Raw genomic sequence first — 23,551 nt, 5'->3', positions numbered from 1 at the left:
TGTGGCGATGACCGTCACGCTGATCGCGCCGATCGCGATGGAAGAAGGTCTGCGTTTTGCTGTCCGCGAAGGCGGTCGTACCGTCGGCGCCGGCGTCGTTTCCAAGATCATCGAGTAATTAAGTATGTCAGGACAAACGATTCGCATCCGGCTGAAGAGCTTCGATCACCGTCTGATCGACCGTTCGACCGCGGAGATCGTCGAGACCGCGCGCCGCAGTGGCGCGCGGATCAAGGGGCCGATCCCGCTGCCGACCCGCAAAGAGAAGTACACGGTACTCACCTCGCCGCACGTCAACAAAGATGCGCGCGACCAGTATGAGATCCGTACCCATAAGCGCGTACTCGACATCGTCGACCCGACCGACAAGACGGTCGACCTGTTGATGCAGCTTGACCTGGCCGCAGGTGTGGATGTTCAGATTCGTCTGAACTGATCCGCCTGCAAGGCAACCGAAACGCGCCGGCCAAAAGCCTTTTGGCCCGGCGCGTTTTCTGTTATAGTGCCGCGCTCTTGTTCAGCCCGATGCGTGCTTAAAACCGCGTCGGGCTGGTTTTTTCCGGCGATCCGGTCAATCGAAATCGGCGTCGAAGTGCATAAGAGGAAATAACAATGGCTTTAGGTGTTGTCGGTCGCAAGGTCGGCATGACCCGAGTGTTTGACGAGTCCGGCGCTTCCACGCCGGTGACCGTCATCGAGGTCGAGCCGAACCGTGTGACTCAGAAGAAAACTGATGATGTCGACGGGTACACCGCCCTGCAGGTAACTGTGGGCGAGCGTCGTCCGGGCCGAGTGACCAAGCCGATGGCGGGTCACTTCGCCAAGGCGTCGGTCGCCGCTGGGCGGGCCGTGCGTGAGTTTCGTGTTGATGCCGACCTGCTTGCCAATTACGAGGCAGGCAATGAGATCACGGTCGAGATCTTCAACGAGGTGCCGTCGGTCGATGTCACTGGCACCAGTAAGGGTAAGGGCTTCGCCGGTACGGTGAAGCGTCACAACTTCCATATGCAGGACGCCACTCACGGCAACTCCCTGTCCCACCGTGTTCCGGGTTCCATCGGTCAGAACCAGACCCCGGGTCGCGTGTTCAAGGGCAAGAAAATGGCCGGGCACATGGGCGACGAGCGCTTCTCCGCGATGAACCTCAAGGTGGTTCGCGTTGATGTCGAGAACGGTCTGCTGCTCGTCAAGGGTGCCGTTCCGGGCGCCACCGGTGGCGACGTGCTCGTTCGTCCGTCGGTCAAGATCAAAGCGTGAGGTCGTCAGTTATGGATATCCAAGTCAAGAACGGTTCCGCGCTGAATGTCTCCGAGCAGGTCTTCGGCCGGGAATACAACGAGGCGCTGGTCCACCAGGCGGTGGTCGCCTTTCTGGCCGGCGGTCGCGCTGGCACGAAACGTCAGCTGAGTCGCGCCGAAGTCTCCGGTGGCAACACCAAGCCGTGGCGGCAGAAGGGCACGGGCCGCGCCCGTGCCGGTACCACACGGGGGCCGATCTGGCGTACCGGTGGGGCAACCTTCGCGGCCCGTCCGCGCGATTTCTCGCAGAAGATGAACCGCAAGGCGTATCGCGCCGCAATGCGTTCGATTCTCTCCGAGTTGCTGCGTCAGGATCGGCTGGTGGTGGTCGAGTCGCTCACCGTCGAGGCGCCCAAGACCAAGCAGGTCATCAAGGCACTCAACGATCTCGGGCTCGAGAAGGGCAAGCGCCTGATCGTCACCGAGGCGATGGACGAGGCATTGCTGCTGGGTTCGCGCAACGTGATCGAGTTGGGTTACCTCACTGCGAACACGCTGGACCCGGTCAGCCTGGTGGGTGCCGATCACGTCATCATCACCCAGGGCGCGCTGAAGATGGTTGAGGAGTGGCTGTCATGAATACTGAATTGCTTTACGACGTGCTGCGCGCCCCGGTGGTCACCGAGAAGACCGCCCGCGCCGGCGAGTTCAACCAGTACGTGTTCCAGGTGGCGACTTCGGCCTCCAAGCCGCAGATCAAGGCGGCCGTGGAGCAGGTCTTCGAGGTCAGCGTTCAGGCCGTTCAGGTGGTCAATCAGCGGGGCAAGACCCGCCGTTTTCGCGGCATGCCGGGTCGGCGTGCCGACACCAAGAAGGCCTACGTGACGCTCGCCGAAGGTCAGACCATCGATTTCGGCGCGGCCGGCTAAACAGTAGGGGATTCAACTCATGGCTTTGAAAGTTGCAAAACCGACTTCTCCGGGTCGCCGTGGCGTCGTCGAGGTAGATCGTTCCAAGCTCTACAAGGGCAAGGGCTACGCGCCGCTGCTCGAGAAGAAGCACGGCTCGGGCGGGCGTAACAACGCCGGCCGCATCACCACTCGTCACATCGGGGGTGGTCACAAGCAGCACTACCGCAAGATCGACTTCAAGCGTATCAAGGACGGGATTCCCGCCCAGGTTGAGCGTATTGAGCACGATCCGAACCGCTCGGCACACATCGCGCTGCTGAAGTATGCCGATGGTGAGCGTCGCTACATCATCGCGCCGCGCGGCGTCGAGGTGGGTCAGGCGATCGTTTCCGGCGTGGATGCCCCGATTCGTCCGGGCAATGCCTTGCCGCTGTACTCGATCCCGCTTGGTACCACCATCCATGCGATCGAGCTCAAGCCGGGCAAGGGCGCGCAGCTGGCACGCAGTGCCGGTGGCGCCGTCCAGTTGGTGGCTCGGGACGGTTCCTACGCCACCATCCGCCTGCGGTCCGGCGAGATGCGCAAGGTGCGTTCCGAGTGCCGTGCCACGGTGGGCGAAGTGTCCAACCAGGAGCACAGCCTGCGCCAGCTCGGCAAGGCCGGCGCCAAGCGTTGGCGCGGTGTCCGTCCGACCGTCCGCGGTGTCGTGATGAACCCGGTCGATCACCCGCACGGCGGTGGTGAAGGTCGGACCTCCGGCGGTCGTCATCCGGTTACGCCCTGGGGCGTACCGACCAAGGGTTACAAAACGCGCACGAACAAGCGTACTGATAAGTACATCATTCGTCGTCGTAACAAAAAATAGAGCAATAAGAGGGCTTTAAGGTGCCACGTTCACTCAAGAAAGGTCCCTTCGTGGACCACCACCTGATGAAAAAAGTGGAAGAGGCCGCGGCCGCTAACAGCCGTCGTCCCATAAAGACCTGGTCGCGCCGCTCGATGATCCTTCCCGACATGATCGGGTTGACCATCGCGGTGCACAACGGTCGTCAGCACATTCCGGTGCTGATCAACGAGAACATGGTTGGCCAGAAACTCGGCGAGTACGCACCGACGCGCACTTACCGGGGGCATGCCGCCGACAAGAAAGCCAAGCGTTAAGGAGGCTCCGTGATGCAAGCAGTAGCACTACACCGGTTTGCCCGGATCTCCCCGCAAAAGGCTCGTCTGGTGGCGGATCAGGTGCGTGGCGTCAACGTCGCCAACGCCCTGGAGTCGCTCCAGTTCTCGACCAAGAAGGGTGCCGCGATCATTCGCAAGGTCGTCGAATCGGCGATCGCGAATGCCGAGAACAACGAGGGTGCGGACGTCGATCGTCTTTGCATCTCCGAGATCATGGTTGACGAAGGCCCGACCCTGAAGCGATTCCGTGCGGCGGCCAAGGGCCGTGGTGTGCGGATCCTCAAGCGGACCAGCCACATCAAAGTCGTCGTCAGCGAGCGCTAAGGAGCAGTCATGGGTCACAAAGTACATCCGGTAGGCTTCCGGCTTGGGATCTCCTCCGACTGGAGCTCTCGCTGGTATGCCGACAACAAGAATTTCGCCGACTACCTCGAGCAGGACGTCCGTACGCGTCGATACATTCGGAAGCGTCTGAAGGATGCTTCGGTTTCGCGTGTTCAGATCGAGCGTCCGGCCCGTTCGGCGTCCGTCACGATTCACACCGCGCGTCCAGGCATTGTTATCGGTCGCAAGGGTGAGGACATCGAGCGCCTGCGCACCGAGATCGCACCGATGCTGGGCCTTGAGCGCAACGCGGTGAAGGTTTCCGTCGAGGAGATTCGCAAGCCCGAGCTGGACGCGCAACTCGTTGCCGAGTCCATCGCTCAGCAGCTCGAGCGGCGCGTCATGTTCCGTCGCGCCATGAAGCGCGCCGTGCAGACCACCATGCGTCTTGGCGCCGGTGGCGTGAAGGTCAACGTGGCGGGGCGCCTGGGTGGTGCAGAGATCGCACGTACCGAGTGGTACCGCGAAGGCCGCGTACCGCTTCACACGCTTCGTGCGGACATCGATTACGGCATGGCAGAGGCCCGGACCACTTACGGCATCATCGGTGTCAAGGTCTGGATTTTCAAAGGCGAGGTGTTCGGTGTGCCGGGCAGCGACGACGGCAAGTCGGCCGCCTGATCAACGAATTGAAGTGGAGCTTTGAAAAATGCTGCTGCCAAAACGTACAAAATTCCGCAAGCAGTTCAAGGGCAAGAATCGCGGCGTTGCCAATAACGGCAACAAGGTGAGCTTTGGTGAATTCGGGCTGAAGACCCTTGAGCGCGGAAACATTACTTCCCGTCAGATCGAGGCTGGCCGTCGTGCCATCTCTCGTCACGTGAAGCGGGGCGGTAAGATCTGGATTCGGATCTTTCCGGACACCCCGATTACCCAGAAGCCCTTGGAAGTCCGAATGGGGAAGGGCAAGGGCAGCGTCGAGCACTGGGTTGCCAAGGTGCAGCCCGGCAAGATGCTGTTCGAAATCGAGGGGGTCAGCGAGGACGTGGCGCGCGAGGCTTTCGAACGCGCTTCGGCCAAGCTGCCCGTGAAGACCACGTTCGTAACACGGTTGGTGATGTGATGAAGGCAACAGAATTGCGTGAGAAATCCGTCGACGAGCTGCGCGAAGAGCTGTTGGCCGTCAAGCGCGAGCAATTCAACCTGCGCATGCAGCATGCCACGGGCCAGGAGGCGAAGAGCCACCTGGCGCTGGAAGCGCGTCGCAATGTTGCTCGTATCAAGACCGTGATTGCGGAAAAGGAGCGTGCCTGAGATGACGACGGTATCCGAAGAAAAGAATGTCCGCACCCGTGAGGGAGTGGTAGTCAGCGACAAGGGCGACAAGTCCATCACCGTCGCGGTCGAGCGTCGCGTGCAGCATCCGCTGTACGGCAAGTACATGACGCGCACCAGCAAACTGCGGGTGCATGACGAAGAGAACACCTGTCGCCAGGGCGACCGCGTCGAGATTCGTGAGACGCGGCCGATCTCCAAAAACAAGACCTGGACCCTGGTCCGCGTAGTCGAACGCTCGGCTGAGTAAGGAGTTTCGTCATGATTCAGATGCAAACCGTGCTGAATTCGGCAGATAACAGCGGCGCGCGCAAGGTCCAGTGCATCAAGGTGCTGGGCGGCTCGCATCGTCGTTATGCCGAAATCGGCGACGTAATCAAGGTGTCCGTGAAGGACGCGATCCCGCGTGGCCGCGTCAAGAAGGGCGAGGTCTACAACGCGGTGGTTGTTCGCACGGCCAAGGGCGTGCGCCGTCCAGACGGTTCACTGATCCGTTTCGACGGCAATGCGGCGGTTCTCTTGAACGCTCAGCTGCAGCCGATCGGTACCCGGATCTTTGGCCCGGTCACCCGCGAGCTGCGTGGCGAGAAGTTCATGAAGATCGTCTCGCTCGCGCCAGAAGTGATTTAAGAGGGGGTCGAGATGCGCAAGATTCGCCAAGGGGACGACGTGGTCGTCGTCACCGGTAAAGACAATGGTCGTCGTGGCACCGTGCTGCGCGTCGTTGAAGAAGGGGCCCGGGTGGTCGTCGAAGGGGTCAACATGGTGAAGAAGCACCAGAAGCCCAATCCGATGATCGGACGGACCGGCGGCATCATCGAAATGGAGAAGCCCATTGATATCTCCAACGTGATGCTGTTTAATCCGGCCTCCGAAAAAGGCGACCGGGTCGGCTTCAAGACGCTTGAAGACGGTAAAAAGGTTCGTTATTTCAAATCCAACGGCGAAGTCGTTGACGCTTAACAGGAAACAGAGAAATGGCTCGACTTCAGGAATACTACTCCAAGACGTTGCGGGGCGAGCTCGCCAAGAAGCTTGAACTCGACAACGTAATGGCCGTTCCGAAGCTGACCAAGATTACGTTGAACATGGGCCTGGGTGATTCCGCTCGTGACAAGAAGGTAATCGATAACGCAGTGGAAGAACTAGGCCTGATCACCGGTCAACAGCCGGTGGTGACGTATGCGCGCAAGTCGATCGCGGGCTTCAAGCTTCGCGAAGGCATGCCGCTGGGTGTCAAGGTCACCCTCAGGGGAAGTACGATGTACGAATTCCTCGATCGGTTGATCCATGTGGCGTCCCCGCGTATCCGTGACTTCCGCGGGCTTAGCCCGAAGTCGTTCGACGGACGTGGCAACTACAGCCTCGGGGTGCGCGAACAGATCATCTTCCCGGAGATTGAATTCGACAAGGTCGATCAGGTCCGGGGTATGGATATCACGATCACAACGACCGCGAAGGACAACGACCAGGCCCGAGCACTGCTCGAAAGCTTCCGTTTCCCCTTCCGTCGTTAACAGAGACGAAACGAGACTATGGCTAAGAAAAGCATGATTGCTCGCGAGGTCAAGCGCCAAAAGCTTGCTCGCCAGTATGCCGACAAGCGCGCCAAACTGCGCGCGATCGTCGCGGATCCCGAAGTGGAGTTCGACGAAAAGATGGCGGCCTCCGCCGCGCTGGCCAAGCTGCCGCGTGATTCTTCCTACACCCGCCAAGTGCGCCGCTGTGCGCTCACCGGTCGTCCGAAGGGCGTCTATCGGAAATTTGGTATGGGGCGCAACAAGCTGCGTCAACTAGCGATGTCCGGGGAAATCCCGGGCCTGCGCAAGTCGAGCTGGTAAGGAGAACGCGTTATGAGTATGAATGATCCGATCGCGGACATGCTGACGCGCATCCGCAACGGCCAGGCCGCGCGCAAGCCGGAGGTTCGCATGCCGGCCTCCAAGTTCAAGAAGGCAGTTGCCGAGACGTTGAAGGACGAAGGCTATGTCGCCGACATCCGCGTCGAGGGCGACAGCAAGCCGACGCTGGTCGTCACCCTGCGCTATTACGAAGGCAAGCCGGTGATCGAAAAGCTGAACCGTGTTTCCCGTCCGGGGTCGCGCAAGTTCTTCGGCGCCGAGGACCTGCCGCAGGTCATCGGCGGCCTGGGTGTTGCCGTGGTATCCACCTCTGAGGGTGTGATGCCGGACCGTGAAGCACGTCGTCGCAATATTGGCGGCGAAGTCGTCTGCTTTGTTTCGTAACCGGTTGGGGGATTTATGAGTCGAGTAGCACGAAAGCCGGTCGCGGTCCCCAAGGGTGTCGAGGTCAAGCTTGAAGAACAGGTTCTGTCCTTCAAGGGCAAGAACGGCGAGCTGACCCTGAACGTACACCCGACGGTAGGCGTGACCTTCGAGGACAACCTGATCCGGTTCGTACCGAACAGCGATGACAACATTCCGATGGCCGGCACCATGCGCTCCCTGGCACAGGGTAGCGTTGACGGTGTCGCCAACGGGTTCGAAATCAAGCTCCAACTGGTCGGCGTCGGTTACCGCGCACAGGTGCAGGGTCGAACCCTGAACCTGCAGCTGGGTTTCTCGCATCCGATCGACTTCCCGCTGCCGGATGGCGTCACCGCGGAAACCCCGTCGGCGACAGAAATCGTCATCCGCGGCGCGGATAAGCAGAAGGTCGGCCAGGTGGCTTCCAACGTACGCTCCCTGCGTCCGCCGGAGCCTTATAAGGGCAAGGGCGTTAAGTACGCTGGTGAGCGCATCCTGCGTAAGGAAGCCAAGAAGAAATAATCGAGGGTGATGCGATGAACGAAAGTACCAAACAGCGGTTGCGCCGCGCACGTCGCACCCGGGTCAAGATCAAGCAGCTCGGCGTGCATCGCCTGAGCGTGCACCGGAGCAGCAACCATACCTATGCTCAGGTCTTCGCACCGGAAGGTCAGGTGATCGCCTCTGCCTCTACAGTAGGCAAGGGTGTGCTGGCCGACGGCGAATTCGGTGGCAACGTAGCCGCCGCCAAGAAGGTGGGCGAAGCCATTGCCAAGGTCGCCCTGGAGAAGGGCATCGAGTCCGTGGCGTTTGATCGCTCGGGTTTCATTTACCACGGGCGTGTCAAGGCACTTGCCGACGCGGCACGCGAAGCCGGCCTGAAGTTCTAAAGAGGTGAAGCAATGAGCCGTAACGCAAAAGACGTCTCGAACGAAGGCCTGATCGAGAAGCTGGTCACGATCAACCGCGTGTCCAAGGTGGTCAAAGGTGGCCGTCAGTTCTCGTTCACGGCGCTGACCGTGGTGGGTGATGGTGAAGGTCGTGTGGGCTATGGCTACGGCAAGGCCAAAGAAGTGCCGGCCGCGATCCAGAAGGCCATGGACCGTGCACGCAACAGCATGATCGACGTGCCGCTTCGTGACGGGACCCTGCACTACCAGACCAAGGGCCGTCACGGCGCTGGTCGGGTGTTCATGAAGCCGGCATCGGAAGGTACTGGTGTCATCGCCGGCGGTGCAATGCGCGCCGTCTTCGAGGCAGCGGGCGTCCGTAACGTGCTGGCCAAATGCATCGGGACCCGCAATCACATGAACGTGATCCGGGCGACGCTCGATGGCCTCTCCCAGATCCAATCGCCGGAAGCGGTTGCCGCCAAGCGTGGCAAGCGCGTCGAGGAAATCCTGGGGGATGAGGCATGAGCCAGAAGACTAGTGGCAAGATCCGGGTGCGCCTGGTTCGTTCGATGAACAATCGACTCGAATCGCACAAGGCCTGCGTGCGTGGGCTGGGCATCCGCCGTATGCACCATGAGGTGGAAGTGGCCGACACCCCGGAAAACCGGGGCATGATCAATCGCGTCCACTACATGCTCGACGTACAGGAAGCGAAGTAATGCGTTTGAACAAACTTTCCCCTGCCGAGGGTAGCCGCAAGGACGCCAAACGCGTCGGCCGCGGCATCGGCTCCGGACTGGGCAAGACCGCCGGTCGCGGTCACAAGGGCCAGAAATCACGCTCCGGCGGTTATCACAAGACCGGCTTCGAGGGTGGTCAGATGCCCTTGCAGCGTCGTCTGCCGAAGATGGGCTTCCGGGCGGCCAAGTCGCTCTCCCGGGCGGAGATCCGCACTGCGGAACTCAACCGTCTGGAAGGCGAGGTCACGCTCGCGTCGCTCAAGGCCGCCAACCTGATCCGCAACGACGTCAAGAGCGTCAAGATCATCCTTCAGGGTGATGTGGAGAAGAAGCTGCAGGTCAAGGGTCTGGCGATCAGCAAAGGTGCGCGCCAGGCAATCGAAGCCGCCGGTGGTTCAGCGGAGTAAAGAGTGGCACAGGCAAACTCAGGGATAGGCGCACTTGCCGGGGCCGGTCGATTGACCGAGCTCCGGCAACGTATTTTCTTCGTCATCATGGTGCTCGTGGTGTACCGGATCGGGACGTTCATCCCGCTGCCGGGCATCGACGTGGACGTCATGAAGGCGCTGTTCGATCAGAATTCGGGCGGCATCCTGGGCATGGTCAACATGTTCTCGGGGGGTGCGCTGTCGCGGATGTCCCTGTTTGCCCTGGGCGTCATGCCCTACATCTCTGCCGCGATCATCACGCAGCTGCTCACGGCGGTGGTCCCATCGCTGGAGAAGCTGAAGAAGGAAGGTGAGGCCGGCCGTCGCAAGATCACCCAGTACACCCGCTATGGGACGCTGGGCTTGGGTTTGGTGCAGGCGCTGGGTGTTTCCATCGCACTTCAGGGCCAGTCTGTCGGTGGTTCACCGCTGGTGTTCGCGCCGGGGATCGGCTTCGTGTTTGTCGCGACGCTGACCTTGGTCAGTGGCACCATGTTGCTGGTCTGGCTGGGTGAGCAGATCACGGAACGCGGTGTGGGTAACGGCATCTCGCTGATCATCTTCGCCGGTATCGTGGCCGGGTTGCCTACGGCGATCGGTGGTACGGCTGAGTTGGTTCGTACCGGTGAGTTGCACGTGTTCACGATGCTGATGCTGGGCGTGCTGATCCTCGCGGTCACGGCGTTTGTCGTGTTCGTCGAGCGCGGTCAGCGCCGGATCACCGTGAACTATGCGCGGCGACAGCAGGGTCGGGGCATGGCGGGGCAGCAGTCGTCCCACCTGCCGTTGAAGTTGAACATGGCCGGTGTCATCCCGCCGATCTTCGCCTCGAGCATCATCCTGTTCCCGGCGACGATCGGTAACTGGTTCGGTCAGCAGGAAGGCATGGGTTGGCTCGCGGATCTGTCCAACACCTTGTCGCCGGGTCAGCCGCTCTACGTGCTGTTCTATGCGGCGGCGATCATCTTCTTCTGCTTCTTCTACACCGCGCTGGTGTTCAATGCCCGCGAAACTGCGGACAACCTCAAGCGTTCCGGCGCGTTCGTACCGGGCATCCGTCCGGGCGAGCAGACGGCGCGCTACGTCGACAAGGTGCTTACGCGTCTGACGTTCTGGGGGGCGATGTACATCACCGCGGTCTGCCTGCTGCCGGAGTTTTTGATCCTGTACTGGAACGTGCCGTTCTACTTTGGTGGTACGTCGCTGCTGATCATCGTGATCGTGCTGATGGACTTCATGTCCCAAGTGCAGTCTCACCTGGTTTCGCATCAGTACGACAGCCTGGTCCGCAAGGCACATTTCAAGAACGGGCTGTAATCAGTCGGCCCGTCGTTTCCGTTTGCTATTGACGGCGCGTTGCGTTAAGCTTTCGCGCTCTTTTTTGGGGTGATATATCGATGGCACGTATTGCTGGGATCAACATTCCCGTTCAGAAACATGTGGTCATTGGCCTGACTTCCATTTATGGGGTTGGCCAGACCCGCGCCAAGCAGATCTGCGAAGCCACCGGTGTGGCCGAGGATCGCAAGGTGCGCGACCTGTCCGAGGCAGAGGTTGAGGCCCTGCGTGCGGAAGTCGGCAAGTATGTAGTCGAAGGCGACCTGCGTCGCGACGTCTCCATGAACATCAAGCGTCTGATGGACCTTGGTTGTTACCGTGGCCTGCGTCATCGTCGTGGTCTGCCGTTGCGTGGGCAGCGCACACGCACTAACGCACGGACTCGCAAGGGTCCGCGGCGCCTGGTCAAGCGCTAATCAGGCTTAATATTCTTTCGAGAGTAGGATCTTAATGGCTAAAGCAAGTCAAGGTGCCCGTAAAAAGGTAAAACGCGTCGTCACCGACGCGGTCGCGCATATCCATGCGTCGTTCAACAACACGATCGTGACGATCACGGATCGTCAGGGCAACACCCTCAGCTGGGCGACTTCCGGGGGCTCGGGTTTCCGAGGTTCTCGCAAGTCGACCCCGTTTGCTGCACAGGTTGCGGCCGAACGTGCCGGCGAGGCAGCCAAGGTATATGGGGTGAAGACCGTCGACGTTGAAGTCAAGGGTCCCGGCCCGGGTCGCGAGTCGACCATCCGCGCGCTCAACGCCGTGGGCTTCAAGGTCGGCGTGATCACTGACGTCACCCCCATCCCGCACAACGGTTGCCGTCCGCCCAAAAAGCGTCGCGTTTGACGGTGCGCTTGTAAGGAGAATTTGACTTATGGCTCGTTATCTCGGTCCAACTTGTAAGCTTGCCCGGCGCGAGGGCACGGATTTGTTCCTCAAGTCCGGCGTCCGCGCACTGGAAGACAAGTGCCATCACGATCGCGCCCCTGGCCAGCACGGCTCCGGCGGCCGTCGCCAGAAGGTGTCTGACTACGGCTTGCAGCTGCGTGAAAAGCAGAAGCTGCGTCGTATCTACGGTGTGCTCGAGCGGCAGTTCCGTAATTACTACAAGCGCGCCGCGCAAATGAAAGGCTCCACCGGCGAGAACCTGTTGCAGATTCTCGAGTGCCGTCTGGACAACGTCGCCTATCGCATGGGCTTCGGTGCGACTCGCGCCGAAGCACGGCAACTGGTTTCCCATCGCGGCCTGCTGGTCAACGGCCAGGTGGTGAACATCCCGTCGTACCAGGTGGCCATGGAAGATGTGGTCTCGGTTCGCGAGAAGGCAAAGAAGCAGCAACGCGTCAAGGATTCCCTCGAACTGGCCGCCCAACGCGAAGTCGTGCCGTGGGTTGCGGTCGATTCCAGCAAGATGGAAGGCGTGTTCAAGGCCGTTCCGACTCGGGACGAATTGCCGGCGGACATCAACGAATCGCTCGTAGTCGAGCTGTATTCGAAGTAAACGGTTTTCGGGGGTACGTAATGCAACTGGGTTCTACAGAGCTTCTCAAGCCGCGCCTGGTCGACGTGGAAACGATCGACGACACCCATGCGCGCGTCGTGCTGGAGCCGTTGGAGCGTGGGTTTGGCTACACGCTGGGCAATGCGTTGCGGCGTATCCTGCTCTCCTCCATCCCGGGCGTGGCCGTCACTGAGGCAGAGATCGAAGGCACGCTCCACGAGTACAGCGCACTCGAGGGCGTCCAGGAGGACGTGCTCGAAATCCTGCTGAACCTCAAGGGGTTGTCGATCACCATGCACGGCCGCGACGAGGCGGTGCTGAGCATCAAAAAGACCGGTCCGGGTACCGTGACCGCCGCCGACATCAAGGCGGATCACTCGGTCGAGATCGTCAATCCGGATCACGTCATCGCCACGCTGCGCGACGACGCCGAACTGAACATGACCTTCAAGGTCGAGCGTGGCATGGGTTACGTGCCGGCCAGTGCGCGTCGTGACGAAGAGGAAACCACCGTCGGCCGTCTGCTGATCGATGCGTCATTCTCGCCGCTGCGTCGCGTGGCCTACTCGGTCGAGCGGGCACGTGTCGAGCAACGCACCGACCTCGACTCGCTGGTTCTCGATATCGAGACCAACGGTTCGATCTCGGCTGAAGATGCGATTCGTCAGGCAGCGGGCATTCTGGTTGATCAATTGTCGGTGCTGGTCGATCTCAAGGCGGAAAAGGCCGAGCCGGTCGAAGAGCAGGCCCCGTCGGTCGACCCGGTGCTGCTGCGCCCGGTCGACGACCTGGAGCTCACTGTTCGTTCGGCAAATTGCCTCAAGGCGGAAAACATCTATTACATCGGCGACCTGATCCATCGGTCGGAAATGGAATTGCTCAAGACCCCGAACCTTGGCAAGAAGTCCTTGACCGAAATCAAGGACGTACTGGCCAAGCAGGGGCTGTCCCTCGGGCAGAAACTGGAGAACTGGCCGCCGGCCGAGCTTCAGAATCTGAGCGAATCCAAGATTTGAACGAAATTTTTTGGAGTATTTGACATGCGTCATCGTCAATCCGGTCGGCAGTTGGGTCGCAACGCCTCGCAGCGCAAAGCGCTGATGCGTTCGCTCACCAACGCGCTGATCGAGCACGAGGTCATCAAGACCACGGTTCCCAAGGCCAAGGAGCTGCGCCGCGTCGCCGAGCCGCTGATCACCCTGGCCAAGGAAGACAGCGTTCACGCTCGTCGTCAGGCCTTTGCGAAGGTGGGCAACAAGACCACCGTCGGCAAGCTGTTCTCCGACGTCGGTCCGCGCTTCAAGGAGCGCAAAGGGGGTTACCTGCGCATTCTCAAGTGCGGTTTCCGTGCCGGTGATGCGGCACCGATGGCTTACGTCGAGCTGGTCGAGCGTAGCACCGAGCCGGCAAAGGTGGTTGAGGAAACCGCGGCCGAGTAAGTGGCCTCACTAACGGGCGACGTGCCTGTTGGAATGTAGAAAGCCCGCCATCATGGCGGGCTTTTTCTTTGTTGGCCTGAGGCTGGCAGACGGGGTCAGGTGCTGACGGTTTCCTTGATGATGAGGTTCATGGTCTGTTCCACCTCGGTTGCCACTTTGGCCAACGCCGCGTCGTCGCTTAGCATCGACAGCATCTCGGTTGGGCGGATCATCGAGACGATGACCTTCCCGTCGCGTTCGTAGGCGGCGATGCGGCAGGGAAGGGCGTTGGCGAGGTCCATCCGCACGGCGAGGACCTCCGCGGCACGCTTTGGATTACACACCTCGAAGACCCGGCATTGCGGGGCGAAGTCAACGCCCTTGGCATTGAGCGTGCCGTGGATGTCATGGGTGTGCAGCAGTCCGAATCCGTTGGCCGGCACGGCGTCACGCAAGCGCTGGCAGGTGGTTTCGAAATCGTGCGGGCTCTGTAGTTCTTCAATCATGGCTCAGTTGCTCCGATTGGTTTTTAATCGCGACTAATCATAGCAAACCGGTCGGGAATCCACCGGTTCGCTGCATGGTTACGTGGTTGCGCCACGTCACGGGGTCTCCTACGATGCATGGTGTTTCGTCACCACCCATCGGTGAACCCGGGAACTTTCCCCACGGTCGGGTGGTCGCATGTTTCTACCGGGGCTCGGCACCCGGCACGTATCCAGTGCAAAGCCGAATCATTTAAACGTAGGAGTGATTGCATGTCCGTTTGGAACCAGAAGTTGCGCAAATCCATGATGGCCGCCGGCGTTTCCGCCGCGCTTGCCGTCAGTGGCGCGGCCGCTGCCCAGCAGGGCGGTCAGGCGGCACCGCACGGTGGTCAAGGCGGCGCTCCCGCGCAGGGCCAGATGCCGGAAATGACCGATGAGCAACGCCAACTGATGCAAGAGATGCGCTCGGTCCAACAGGAGCTCCAACAGACGCAGGCTCAACTGAGCGAGATGGAGCAGCAAGCCTACGAGAACAACCCGGACCTGGGTCAGAAGCGTGACGCGCTGCAGGCGAAGATCGCCGAGAAGATGTCCAGCGGCGGCTACGACGCCGAGAAGCAATTCGAAGAGATGAAAGCCACCATGTCCAAGTACGAGGGTGGTGGGCAACAACCGTCTGAGGAAGAGGTCAAGGCGTTCCGCCAGCAGCAACAGGAATTCCAGCAGCGTCAGCAGCAGGCCTTCCAGGACGAGGAAGTGCAGAGCATGGCGCAGGAATTGCGCGGTGATGTTGAGCAGGTGATGAAGCAGAACAATCCGCAAGCCAAGGATCTGTTCTCCAAGATGGAGGAGCGGTCCAAGGAAATGCAGCAACTGCGCGAGAAAGCGATGAAGATGCGCCAAGGTGGCCAGGGCGGTTAATCGCTCCGCGCTTTCGCACGCAGTAAGTAAGGCCGGTCCCTGGTGGGGCCGGCCTTTTTCGTGCGTCGCGTTCAGTCGATCGTTTCGTTAGTCGTCGCTGTAACCCGGCTCGGTTGCGCCGAAGAACGCCTCCTTGAGCTTGTGCAATTCGTCACGTGACTGGGCAGCGGCCTCGAACTCCAGGTCGCGGGCATGGCGGTGCATGTCGGCCTCGAGGGTCTTCATGCGCTTGGCGGCCTGGTCCGGCGACAGGGTGGCGTAATCACCACTGCCCTCGGCAACATTGTCGGCCTGTCGGCGCTTGCGACCCGGTCGGGCCCCCGGGATACGGGAGTCGCCCGCCTGGAGGATGTCCTCGACGCTCTTCTCGATTCCGCGCGGCGTGATGCCCATCGCCTGGTTGTGCGCCACCTGTTTCTCGCGGCGGCGGTCGGTTTCGTCGATCGCCTTGCGCATGGCGTCCGTGATGGTGTCGCCGTACAGGATGGCCCGGCCCTCGAGGTTGCGCGCCGCCCGCCCGATGGTCTGGATCAGCGAGCGCTCCGAGCGCAAGAAGCCCTGCTTGTCGGCGTCCAGGATGGCGACCAACGACACCTCGGGGATGTCGAGTCCCTCTCGAAGCAGATTGATGCCCACCAGGACGTCGAATTCGCCCAGGCGCAGGTCCTGGATGATCTCGACACGCTCGACGGTATCGATGTCCGAGTGCAGGTAGCGCACCCGCACGTCGTGCTCCATCAGGTAGTCGGTCAGATCCTCGGCCATGCGCTTGGTCAGCACGGTGACCAGCACCCGTTGATTCTTCTCGGCGCGCAGCCGGATCTCGGAGAGCAGGTCGTCGACCTGGCTGGTTACCGGGCGGACCTCGATCTGCGGATCGACCAGCCCGGTCGGGCGGACCACCTGTTCGGCGATCTGATCGGCATGCGCCTCCTCGTAGGCTCCGGGCGTGGCCGAAACGTAGACCGTCTGCGGCATCAGGCGCTCGAATTCCTCGAACTTCAAGGGGCGGTTGTCCATTGCCGAGGGCAGCCGGAAGCCAAAATTCACCAGCGTTTCCTTGCGCGAGCGATCGCCCTTGTACATGCCGCCCAGCTGCGGGACGGTCACGTGCGACTCGTCGATGATCAACAGCGCATCCGCCGGCAGGTAGTCGTACAGACAGGGCGGCGGCTCGCCCGTCCGACGGCCCGACAGGTAGCGCGAGTAGTTCTCGATGCCGTTGCAGTAGCCGAGCTCCTGGATCATCTCGATGTCGAAGCGGGTGCGCTGGGCCAGACGCTGCGCCTCGACCAGCTTGTTCTGGGATTCGAGATCCTTGAGGCGCTCGTCGAGTTCGACCTTGATCTGCTCGATCGCGTTGAGCAGGCGCCCACGCGGCGTGACGTAGTGCGAGGAGGGGTAGACGGTGTAGCGCGGGACCCGGCGGCGCATCTGTCCGGTGAGCGGGTCGAACAGCGTGATCTGCTCGATCTCGTCGTCGAACAGCTCGATGCGCACGCCCTCGTCATCGGCCTCGGCCGGGTGGATGTCGATCACGTCGCCGCGTACCCGGTAGGTGCCGCGACGAAACTCCATGTCGTTGCGGGTGTACTGCATCTCCGCGAGCCGCCGAACAATCTGGCGCTGGCTGACCTGCTCGCCGCGCACCAGGTGCAGGATCATCTTGAGGTAGGCCTCGGGGTCGCCCAGGCCGTAGATCGACGAGACGGTGGCGACGATGATGACGTCGCGCCGTTCGAACAGGGCCTTGGTGGCCGATAGGCGCATCTGCTCGATGTGCTCGTTCACCGAGGCGTCCTTCTCGATGAAGGTGTCCGAGGCGGGGACGTAGGCCTCGGGCTGGTAGTAGTCGTAGTAGGAGACGAAGTACTCCACCGCGTTGTGCGGGAAGAACCCCTTGAGCTCGCCGTAGAGCTGCGCGGCCAGCGTCTTGTTGGGTGCCAGCACCAGTGCCGGGCGCTGCACGTCGTGGATGACGTTGGCCATCGTGAAGGTCTTGCCCGAGCCGGTCACCCCGAGCAGGGTCTGGTGCATCAGCCCGTCGTTGAGACCCCCGACGAGGGTCTCGATGGCGCGCGGCTGGTCGCCGGCCGGCTGGTAGTCTGTTGCGATCTGGAAACGGTGTTCTGACATGGGGTGGGAGTATATAGGGTTGACCCTCGGCTTTCCGACGGCTTTTGCTTTATGATGCCCGGCTATATCCCTCGCTGAAGCCGCAAGATTTCTCGTTGATTTGCGGCCGTGTTTGGCGAGCGACTTTCCAGACGCACTTTTCAGGTATCCATGACCGATTCAAACCTCGAAGACCCGAACGCGCCGCGCGAGGCCGAGAAATACGACAACCCCGTGGCCAGTCGCGAGTTCCTGCTCGACCTGCTGGGCAAGCAGGACGGCCCGATCACGCTCAACCGGCTGATCACTGAGCTTGACTACGACGGTGACGAGGAGCGCATCGAAGGCCTCCGCCGGCGCCTGCGCGCCATGGAGCGCGATGGCCAGGCCATTCGCAATCGCCGCGGCGGCTACGTGCCGGTGACCAAGGCCGAGCTGGTGCGTGGCCGGGTCATCGGTCACCGCGACGGCTTCGGTTTCCTGGTGCCCGACGAGGGCGGCAACGACGTCTTCCTCTCGCCGCGCGTGATGCGCGCCCTGCTGCACGGCGACCGCGCCGTGGTGCAGGTGGTCGGCGAGGACCGCCGTGGCCGTCCCGAGGGCGCACTGGTCGAGGTGATCGAACGGGCCAATGCCGAGATCGTCGGTCGCCTGGTGATCGAGGCCGGCGTGGCATTCGTCATCCCTGACAACACCCGCATGACCCAGGACGTGCTGATCCCGATGGAGGCGCTCGGTGGGGCGACCGACCGCCAGATCGTCCGGGTCGCGCTGGTCGAGCAGCCTACCCAGCGGCACAAGCCGGTCGGCAAGGTCATCGAGGTGCTGGGCGATCACATGTCGCCGGGCATGGAGATCGACGTCGCCATCCGCGCCCATGGTATTCCCCATGAGTGGCCGGAAGAGGTCGAGCGTCACATCGAGCACATGAGCGACCAGGTCGCCGAGCAAGACAAGGTCGGCCGGGTCGACCTGCGTGATGTGCCGCTGGTGACCATCGACGGCTCGGATTCCAAGGACCTCGACGACGCGGTCTTCTGTGAGCCGACCCCGAAGGGCTTTCGCCTGCTGGTGGCGATCGCCGACGTCTCGCATTACGTGCGCATCGGCTCGGCGCTCGACGAGGAAGGCTTCCGCCGCGGGACCTCGGTCTACTTCCCGGGTCGCGTGGTGCCGATGCTGCCCGAGATCCTCTCGAATGGCCTGTGTTCGGTGAACCCGGACGTGGATCGCCTCTGCCTGTGCGCGGAGATGCTGATCAACAGCCAGGGCCAGATCATCCGCTCGCGCTTCTTCGAGGGCGTGATGAAGAGCCACGCGCGCCTGACGTACGACAACGTCGCGGCCATGGTGCTCGACAACGATCAGGAAGAGCGCGACAAGTTCGCCCACGTGATCAAGCCGGTCGAGGCGCTGCATTCGCTCTACAAGGTGCTGCGCGCCGAGCGCGAGTCCCGCGGGGCGATCGACTTCGACACCATCGAGACCAAGATCGTCTTCGGCGAGAACCGCAAGATCGAGGCGATCGTGCCCTACGAGCGCAACGACGCGCACAAGATCATCGAGGAGTGCATGATCGCGGCGAACGTCGCCGCCGGTCGCTTCCTCGCCCGTCGCAAGATCCCGTCGCTCTACCGGGTGCACGATCGCCCGGGCGCCGAGAAGATCGACGACCTGCGTGCCGCGCTCAAGGAGAAGGGGTTGACACTCGGTGGTGGCGAAAAGCCGACCCCGGCCGACTTCAACGCCCTGATCGCCGAAGCGAAGGGTCGTCCGGACTTTGCCACCGTCCAGACGTTGCTGTTGCGCTCACTGCAGCAGGCGGTCTACGCACCCGACAACCTGGGTCACTTCGGCCTGGCTCACGAGCATTACGCGCACTTCACCTCGCCGATCCGCCGCTACCCCGACCTGATGGTTCATCGCGCCATCCGGCACATATTGCGTACCGGGGCCGCCGAGGAGTTCCCGTACAGCCACGAGGAGATGTTGCTGATCGGCCAGCATTGCTCGAACAACGAGCGACGCGCCGACGAGGCAACGCGTGATGCCACCGACTGGCTCAAGTGCGAGTTCATGCTCGACAAGGTGGGCGACGTCTACGAGGGGCGCGTGGCCTCCGTGCTGGGCTTCGGTCTGTTTGTTCAGCTCAAGGACTTCTACGTCGACGGCTTGCTGCACATCACCGCCCTCAAGCGCGATTTCTACCACTTTGATCCGGTGACCGTCTCGCTCAAGGGCGAGCGCAGCGGCAAGACCTACTCGCTCAACGACACCATCCACGTGCGGGTCGCGCGCGTTGATCTGGACGAACGCAAGATCGACTTCATGCTGCCGGATGACGACGACGTCACCGACGGCAAGGATCAGTCGAGTGGCGATTTGGGCAGCGACGAGGACAAGTCCTCGAAAAGCCCGGAGAGTCCGGAGAAAAGCCCAGAGGGCTCGGATGACAAGTCCGGTGACGAGGGCGAGGGCAGCGGTGGTGGCAAGAAACGCCGCCCGCGTCGCCGTCGCCGCCGCAAGCCCCAGGATGGGGGTGACGGTGGTGGTCAGGGTGAGGGCCAGGGCGATGGCGAGGGCGATGGCGAGGGCCGGGCTGAAAGCCAGGTCGAGAACAAGGGCAAGAAGTCCGGGGATGCGTCCACGGGCTCGCCCGACTGATCGCCGCCGCGATGACCCGTACCCGAGAGCCGAGCTGGATCGGCGGTTTTCACGCCGTCGAGGCCGCCCTGCGCGAGCGCCCGGAACGCGTCGAGCGGGTCGCTCTGTCGGGCCGGGATGATCGCCGCGTCCGCCGTTTGCAAGCGCTTGCCGAGCGGGCCGGTGTCACGGTGGAGTCGCGCGACGAGCCCTGGTTCGACAAGCTGCGCGGCGATGGCCGGTCCTTGCGACACCAGGGGGTTGCGGCACTCGTGGCTCTGAGTCAGGCCGGTGACGAGCAGGATCTCGCCGCGTTGCTCGACAGTGCCGATCACGCGCCCCTGCTGCTGGTCCTTGATGGCGTCACCGATCCGCACAATCTGGGTGCCTGTCTGCGCGCTGCCGAGGCGGCCGGGGTGCTCGCGGTGATTGCGCCGAAGGACCGGGCCTGCGGCCTGACGCCCGCCGCCCGCACGACGTCTGCCGGTTCGGCCGAGCGTCTGCCCTTCTTTCAAGTGACCAACCTGTCCCGCACCCTGGCCGATCTCAAGGCGCGTGGCCTGTGGATCGTCGGGGCGGCCGGTGAGGGTCCGGTCTCGCTCTACGAGAGCGATTTCGCCTGCGAGCCGGTCGCCCTGGTAATGGGTGCCGAGGGCGGTGGCCTGCGCCGCCTGACCCGTGAACGCTGCGACCAGCTGATCCATATCCCGATGGCGCCGAGTGTCGAGAGCCTGAACGTGTCGGTGGCCTCGGCCGTCTGCCTGTTCGAGTTCCGGCGCCAGCGACTGGCGTCCGCTACCTGAGGCGGTCGCGTCCCTGGTTGCTCCCGTCGAAACCGCCCCGCGTTTCCGGTAAAATGCCGACCGAAATCATTTCAATGTGGTCCGGTGTTCCCGCCCCCGCCGGCGAACGCCCACCAGGGAGTCAGCTGCCGTCATGAACCTTTCCGACCGGGTCCGCCGGGTCCGTCCCTCACCGACACTTGCCGTCACGGCCAAGGCCGCCGAACTGCGTGCCGCCGGCCGCGACATCATCAGCCTCGGTGCCGGCGAGCCGGACTTCGATACCCCAAAGCACATCGGTGAGGCGGGCATCCAGGCGATCCGCGACGGCTTTACCCGCTACACCGCGGTCGAGGGCATCGTCGAGCTGCGCCAGGCGATCGCCGACAAGCTCAAGAACGATCAGGGGCTCGAATACGGTCTGGATCAGATCATCGTCTCCACCGGAGGCAAGCAGAGCATCTTCAATCTCTGCCAGGCCGTGCTCAATCCGGGCGACGAGGCCATCATCACCGCCCCCTACTGGGTCTCCTACCCGGACATGGTGCGGCTGGCGGGCGGCGAGCCGGTGATCGTCTCGGCCGGCCAGGAGCAGGGTTTCAAGATGACCCCGAGCCAGCTGGCGGCTGCAATCACCGACAAGACCCGTCTGGTGATGCTCAACAGCCCTTCGAATCCGACTGGCGTGGCCTACACCCGCGAGGACTGGGCCCAGTTGGCGGACGTCCTGCGCGATCACCCCGACATCGTGATCGCCACCGACGACATGTACGAGAAGATCCTCTGGGCCGACGAGCCGTTCTCGAACATCGCCATGGTGGCGCCGGACCTCGCCGCGCGCACCGTGGTGCTCAATGGCGTGAGCAAGGCCTACGCCATGACCGGCTGGCGGATCGGCTACGCCGCCGGCCCCGCCGACCTGATCAAGGCGCTGAAGGTGATCCAGTCGCAGAGCACCTCGGGTGCCTGCTCGATCGCCCAGAAGGCGGCCTGCGAGGCGATTGCCGGCGACCAGTCGGAAATCGATGCCATGGTGGCCGCCTTCCGCGAGCGCCACGACTACGTGGTCGAGGCGCTCAACGACCTGCCGGGCGTCACCTGCCTGCCGGGGCAGGGCGCCTTCTACAGTTTTCCGGACGTCTCGGCGGCCATGAAGGCGCTGGGCATCGATGACGACGTCGCCTTTGCCGAGCACCTGCTCGAGAAGGCCGGTGTGGCCGTGGTGCCGGGGTCGGCCTTCGGCGCCCCAGGCCACGTTCGCCTGAGCTACGCAACCAGCCTGAAGGCGTTGCGCGAGGCCATCGAGCGGATCCGAGCGGTCCTGTCCGCGGCCTGATCGAAGCCAGTTTTCATGGTGGCCGGCAGGGAGGTCGGCCGCCTTTCAATGTCTGCATTTCAAGCCCGAAGGGTTGGGAGTTGACCGATGGATGAGAATCGCAAGAAGGCGCTAGGCGCCGCCCTGTCGCAGATCGAACGTCAGTTCGGCAAAGGGGCCGTGATGCGCATGAACGACGAGGGGCGACGGAATGTCCCTGTCATCAGCACCGGCTCGATCTCGCTGGATGCCGCGCTCGGCATCGGCGGGTTGCCGCGTGGCCGGGTGATCGAGATCTACGGGCCGGAGTCCTCGGGCAAGACCACGTTGACCCTGCAGACCATCGCCCAGGCGCAAAAGGAAGGTGGCACCTGCGCCTTTATCGACGCCGAGCACGCGCTGGACCCGGGCTATGCCGAGAAACTGGGCGTGAACGTCGACGACCTGCTGGTCAGCCAGCCGGACACCGGCGAGCAGGCACTGGAGATCGCCGACATGCTGGTCCGGTCCGGTGCGGTCGACGTGGTCGTGATCGACTCGGTCGCCGCCCTGGTGCCCAAGGCCGAGATCGAGGGCGAGATGGGCGACAGCCACGTCGGTCTGCAGGCGCGTCTGATGAGTCAGGCGCTGCGCAAACTGTCCGGGAACATCAAGCGCACCAACTGCATGGTGATGTTCATCAACCAGATCCGCATGAAGATCGGTGTCACCTACGGCAGCCCGGAGACCACCTCCGGTGGCAACGCGCTCAAATTCTATGCCTCCGTGCGCCTCGACATCCGCCGCGTTGGCGCGGTGAAGAAGGGCGAGGAGATCATCGGCAACCAGACCCGCATCAAGGTGGTTAAGAACAAGATGGCGCCGCCGTTCAAGGTGGTCGATTGCGACATCCTCTACGGCGAGGGCATCTCGCACCTGCTCGAGCTCGTCGACCTGGGCGCCAAGCACGGCATCATCCAGAAGGCCGGCGCCTGGTACTCCTATGGCGATACCCGCATCGGCCAGGGCAAGGACAACGCGCGCCAGTTCCTCGCCGAGAACCCCAAGATGGCCGAGGAGATCGAGGTCCAGGTGCGCGAGATCATGATGCCCAAGCCGGCCGTGGCCGAGACCGAGGTCGAGGCCAACGACACGCCGGTCGACGAGACCTCGTAAGGTCGACCACGTCCCGTGGACGAGGAGAAACGCCGCCTGCTCGATTGCGAGAAGCGTGCCGTCGGCTTGCTCGCCCGGCGCGAGCACAGTCGGCGGGAGCTCGCTCGCAAACTGGCCGATCGGGGTTTCACCCGCGATGAAATCGAACCGATTCTCGATCGGCTGGCCGAGGAGGGCTGGCAGTCGGATCAGCGTTATGCCGAAAGCCTGATCCGTGCCCGGTCTGCGCGGCGCTACGGCCCGGATCGCATCACCAACGAGTTGTCCCAGCAGGGGGTCGACGAGGCGGTGGCCAGCGCGGCCTTCGCGGCCGAACCGCGGGATTGGCCAGCGCTGGCGCGCGAGCAACTGGTCGCGCGCTTTCGTGAACCGCCCGCGGATTTTCCCGAACGTGCCCGGCGACACCGCCACCTTGTCCGACGCGGCTTTCCGCCCGATCTCGCCCACGAGCTGGCCGGTTGGTGGCCCGATTCGGCGTCCGATCAGGACGTTTTCTGAACCGCTTATTTCGCCTGGCTCTCCATTCATCGGAAAAGGCGTCCGCCTGCGCTACAATCCGCGCT

General features: G+C 62.5%; 36 protein-coding genes. 34 read left to right on the top strand and 2 right to left on the bottom strand.

Translation table 11 applies throughout. The annotated features are described in order from the left end of the window. The 28 genes from ABGV18_RS05710 to rplQ all read left to right on the top strand — a co-directional run. A partial coding sequence (locus tag ABGV18_RS05710) for an EF-Tu C-terminal domain-related protein (protein WP_449728615.1) occupies positions 1–118 on the top strand: 118 nt, incomplete at its 5' end. 6 nt (positions 119–124) lie between these two features. After that, on the top strand, positions 125–436 hold the full coding sequence (rpsJ, locus tag ABGV18_RS05705; RefSeq protein WP_396582672.1) for a 30S ribosomal protein S10: 312 nt from the start codon (positions 125–127) through the stop codon (positions 434–436). Positions 437–612: 176 nt separating this feature from the next. Further along, the gene (gene rplC / locus ABGV18_RS05700) at positions 613–1,257 is read left to right on the top strand and encodes a 50S ribosomal protein L3 (protein WP_396582607.1); all 645 of its coding nucleotides are present in this window, start codon (positions 613–615) and stop codon (positions 1,255–1,257) included. An 11-nt stretch (positions 1,258–1,268) separates the two neighbouring features. Then, positions 1,269–1,877: a 50S ribosomal protein L4 gene (rplD, locus tag ABGV18_RS05695; RefSeq protein ID WP_396582609.1), complete on the top strand. Its 609-nt coding sequence runs from the start codon at positions 1,269–1,271 to the stop codon at positions 1,875–1,877. Beyond that, on the top strand, positions 1,874–2,167 hold the full coding sequence (locus ABGV18_RS05690) for a 50S ribosomal protein L23 (RefSeq protein ID WP_396582611.1): 294 nt from the start codon (positions 1,874–1,876) through the stop codon (positions 2,165–2,167). The genes rplD and ABGV18_RS05690 overlap by 4 nt, the downstream gene beginning before the upstream one ends. A 19-nt stretch (positions 2,168–2,186) precedes the next feature. After that, positions 2,187–3,014, top strand: a complete 828-nt coding sequence (gene rplB / locus ABGV18_RS05685) for a 50S ribosomal protein L2 (protein ID WP_396582613.1) — start codon at positions 2,187–2,189, stop codon at positions 3,012–3,014. A gap of 20 nt (positions 3,015–3,034) precedes the next feature. Continuing rightward, positions 3,035–3,310: a 30S ribosomal protein S19 gene (rpsS, locus tag ABGV18_RS05680; RefSeq protein WP_322521213.1), complete on the top strand. Its 276-nt coding sequence runs from the start codon at positions 3,035–3,037 to the stop codon at positions 3,308–3,310. A gap of 12 nt (positions 3,311–3,322) precedes the next feature. Further along, on the top strand, positions 3,323–3,655 hold the full coding sequence (gene rplV, locus ABGV18_RS05675; RefSeq protein WP_125199277.1) for a 50S ribosomal protein L22: 333 nt from the start codon (positions 3,323–3,325) through the stop codon (positions 3,653–3,655). Positions 3,656–3,664: 9 nt separating this feature from the next. Then, complete coding sequence (gene rpsC, locus ABGV18_RS05670; RefSeq protein WP_396582615.1) at positions 3,665–4,336, top strand: 30S ribosomal protein S3; 672 nt, start codon at positions 3,665–3,667, stop codon at positions 4,334–4,336. A gap of 28 nt (positions 4,337–4,364) precedes the next feature. Beyond that, positions 4,365–4,778 (top strand): 50S ribosomal protein L16, encoded by a 414-nt coding sequence (rplP, locus tag ABGV18_RS05665; protein ID WP_396582617.1) that lies wholly within the window; start codon positions 4,365–4,367, stop codon positions 4,776–4,778. Then, positions 4,778–4,969, top strand: coding sequence for a 50S ribosomal protein L29 (gene rpmC, locus ABGV18_RS05660; RefSeq protein WP_396582619.1), 192 nt, complete (start codon positions 4,778–4,780; stop codon positions 4,967–4,969). Before rplP ends, rpmC begins: the two co-directional genes overlap by 1 nt. A 1-nt stretch (position 4,970) precedes the next feature. Beyond that, positions 4,971–5,240 (top strand): 30S ribosomal protein S17, encoded by a 270-nt coding sequence (gene rpsQ / locus ABGV18_RS05655; protein ID WP_396582621.1) that lies wholly within the window; start codon positions 4,971–4,973, stop codon positions 5,238–5,240. Positions 5,241–5,251: 11 nt separating this feature from the next. After that, positions 5,252–5,620 (top strand): 50S ribosomal protein L14, encoded by a 369-nt coding sequence (rplN, locus tag ABGV18_RS05650; protein WP_058574709.1) that lies wholly within the window; start codon positions 5,252–5,254, stop codon positions 5,618–5,620. A gap of 12 nt (positions 5,621–5,632) precedes the next feature. Continuing rightward, positions 5,633–5,953, top strand: a complete 321-nt coding sequence (rplX, locus tag ABGV18_RS05645) for a 50S ribosomal protein L24 (RefSeq protein ID WP_396582623.1) — start codon at positions 5,633–5,635, stop codon at positions 5,951–5,953. A gap of 14 nt (positions 5,954–5,967) precedes the next feature. Further along, positions 5,968–6,507 carry a 50S ribosomal protein L5 gene (gene rplE / locus ABGV18_RS05640; RefSeq protein ID WP_396582624.1) on the top strand — a complete coding sequence of 180 codons (540 nt, stop codon included), beginning with the start codon at positions 5,968–5,970 and terminating at the stop codon, positions 6,505–6,507. An 18-nt stretch (positions 6,508–6,525) separates the two neighbouring features. Next, positions 6,526–6,831, top strand: coding sequence for a 30S ribosomal protein S14 (rpsN, locus tag ABGV18_RS05635; protein WP_125199284.1), 306 nt, complete (start codon positions 6,526–6,528; stop codon positions 6,829–6,831). Between the two features lie 12 nt (positions 6,832–6,843). After that, positions 6,844–7,236 (top strand): 30S ribosomal protein S8, encoded by a 393-nt coding sequence (gene rpsH / locus ABGV18_RS05630; RefSeq protein ID WP_396582626.1) that lies wholly within the window; start codon positions 6,844–6,846, stop codon positions 7,234–7,236. A gap of 15 nt (positions 7,237–7,251) precedes the next feature. Next, the gene (rplF, locus tag ABGV18_RS05625; protein ID WP_396585181.1) at positions 7,252–7,779 is read left to right on the top strand and encodes a 50S ribosomal protein L6; all 528 of its coding nucleotides are present in this window, start codon (positions 7,252–7,254) and stop codon (positions 7,777–7,779) included. Positions 7,780–7,793: 14 nt separating this feature from the next. Beyond that, a complete protein-coding gene (gene rplR / locus ABGV18_RS05620) occupies positions 7,794–8,147 on the top strand; it encodes a 50S ribosomal protein L18 (RefSeq protein ID WP_396585180.1) in 354 nt (117 codons plus the stop codon). Positions 8,148–8,159: 12 nt separating this feature from the next. Beyond that, on the top strand, positions 8,160–8,675 hold the full coding sequence (rpsE, locus tag ABGV18_RS05615) for a 30S ribosomal protein S5 (RefSeq protein WP_396585179.1): 516 nt from the start codon (positions 8,160–8,162) through the stop codon (positions 8,673–8,675). After that, positions 8,672–8,869, top strand: coding sequence for a 50S ribosomal protein L30 (gene rpmD, locus ABGV18_RS05610; protein ID WP_396582632.1), 198 nt, complete (start codon positions 8,672–8,674; stop codon positions 8,867–8,869). Before rpsE ends, rpmD begins: the two co-directional genes overlap by 4 nt. Next, a complete protein-coding gene (rplO, locus tag ABGV18_RS05605) occupies positions 8,869–9,297 on the top strand; it encodes a 50S ribosomal protein L15 (RefSeq protein WP_396585178.1) in 429 nt (142 codons plus the stop codon). Before rpmD ends, rplO begins: the two co-directional genes overlap by 1 nt. A gap of 3 nt (positions 9,298–9,300) precedes the next feature. Then, on the top strand, positions 9,301–10,635 hold the full coding sequence (gene secY, locus ABGV18_RS05600; RefSeq protein ID WP_396585177.1) for a preprotein translocase subunit SecY: 1,335 nt from the start codon (positions 9,301–9,303) through the stop codon (positions 10,633–10,635). An 80-nt stretch (positions 10,636–10,715) separates the two neighbouring features. Beyond that, positions 10,716–11,072, top strand: coding sequence for a 30S ribosomal protein S13 (rpsM, locus tag ABGV18_RS05595; protein WP_396582635.1), 357 nt, complete (start codon positions 10,716–10,718; stop codon positions 11,070–11,072). 34 nt (positions 11,073–11,106) lie between these two features. Beyond that, positions 11,107–11,496 (top strand): 30S ribosomal protein S11, encoded by a 390-nt coding sequence (gene rpsK, locus ABGV18_RS05590; protein WP_396582637.1) that lies wholly within the window; start codon positions 11,107–11,109, stop codon positions 11,494–11,496. Between the two features lie 28 nt (positions 11,497–11,524). Continuing rightward, positions 11,525–12,151 (top strand): 30S ribosomal protein S4, encoded by a 627-nt coding sequence (gene rpsD, locus ABGV18_RS05585; protein WP_396585176.1) that lies wholly within the window; start codon positions 11,525–11,527, stop codon positions 12,149–12,151. A gap of 20 nt (positions 12,152–12,171) precedes the next feature. After that, the gene (locus ABGV18_RS05580; protein WP_396585175.1) at positions 12,172–13,167 is read left to right on the top strand and encodes a DNA-directed RNA polymerase subunit alpha; all 996 of its coding nucleotides are present in this window, start codon (positions 12,172–12,174) and stop codon (positions 13,165–13,167) included. A 24-nt stretch (positions 13,168–13,191) separates the two neighbouring features. Then, a complete protein-coding gene (gene rplQ / locus ABGV18_RS05575; RefSeq protein WP_396585174.1) occupies positions 13,192–13,590 on the top strand; it encodes a 50S ribosomal protein L17 in 399 nt (132 codons plus the stop codon). A 95-nt stretch (positions 13,591–13,685) separates the two neighbouring features. On the opposite strand, the gene ABGV18_RS05570 is transcribed toward rplQ, so the two are convergent. Beyond that, positions 13,686–14,075, bottom strand: coding sequence for a DUF302 domain-containing protein (locus ABGV18_RS05570; RefSeq protein WP_396585173.1), 390 nt, complete (start codon positions 14,073–14,075; stop codon positions 13,686–13,688). A gap of 252 nt (positions 14,076–14,327) precedes the next feature. Between ABGV18_RS05570 and ABGV18_RS05565 the strand changes: the two genes are divergently transcribed. After that, positions 14,328–14,978: a hypothetical protein gene (locus ABGV18_RS05565; RefSeq protein WP_396585172.1), complete on the top strand. Its 651-nt coding sequence runs from the start codon at positions 14,328–14,330 to the stop codon at positions 14,976–14,978. An 87-nt stretch (positions 14,979–15,065) separates the two neighbouring features. On the opposite strand, the gene uvrB is transcribed toward ABGV18_RS05565, so the two are convergent. After that, complete coding sequence (gene uvrB / locus ABGV18_RS05560; RefSeq protein WP_396585171.1) at positions 15,066–17,114, bottom strand: excinuclease ABC subunit UvrB; 2,049 nt, start codon at positions 17,112–17,114, stop codon at positions 15,066–15,068. A 150-nt stretch (positions 17,115–17,264) separates the two neighbouring features. Here uvrB and rnr point away from each other — a divergent pair, with 150 nt between their 5' ends. The 5 genes from rnr (at position 17,265) to ABGV18_RS05535 (ending at position 23,486) form a co-directional block, all read left to right on the top strand. Further along, a complete protein-coding gene (gene rnr / locus ABGV18_RS05555) occupies positions 17,265–19,757 on the top strand; it encodes a ribonuclease R (RefSeq protein ID WP_396585170.1) in 2,493 nt (830 codons plus the stop codon). A gap of 11 nt (positions 19,758–19,768) precedes the next feature. Continuing rightward, on the top strand, positions 19,769–20,539 hold the full coding sequence (gene rlmB, locus ABGV18_RS05550; protein ID WP_396585169.1) for a 23S rRNA (guanosine(2251)-2'-O)-methyltransferase RlmB: 771 nt from the start codon (positions 19,769–19,771) through the stop codon (positions 20,537–20,539). A gap of 133 nt (positions 20,540–20,672) precedes the next feature. After that, a complete protein-coding gene (locus ABGV18_RS05545) occupies positions 20,673–21,854 on the top strand; it encodes an aminotransferase class I/II-fold pyridoxal phosphate-dependent enzyme (protein WP_396585168.1) in 1,182 nt (393 codons plus the stop codon). 87 nt (positions 21,855–21,941) lie between these two features. Beyond that, the gene (recA, locus tag ABGV18_RS05540) at positions 21,942–22,988 is read left to right on the top strand and encodes a recombinase RecA (protein WP_396585167.1); all 1,047 of its coding nucleotides are present in this window, start codon (positions 21,942–21,944) and stop codon (positions 22,986–22,988) included. Positions 22,989–23,003: 15 nt separating this feature from the next. Beyond that, positions 23,004–23,486 carry a RecX family transcriptional regulator gene (locus ABGV18_RS05535; protein WP_396585166.1) on the top strand — a complete coding sequence of 161 codons (483 nt, stop codon included), beginning with the start codon at positions 23,004–23,006 and terminating at the stop codon, positions 23,484–23,486. Positions 23,487–23,551: the final 65 nt, after the last annotated feature.

The organism is Guyparkeria halopsychrophila (assembly GCF_044582135.1).
GTDB lineage: Bacteria > Pseudomonadota > Gammaproteobacteria > Halothiobacillales > Halothiobacillaceae > Guyparkeria.
Note: the sequence above shows the minus strand (reverse complement) of the source record. Positions and strands in the feature narration are given on the sequence as shown.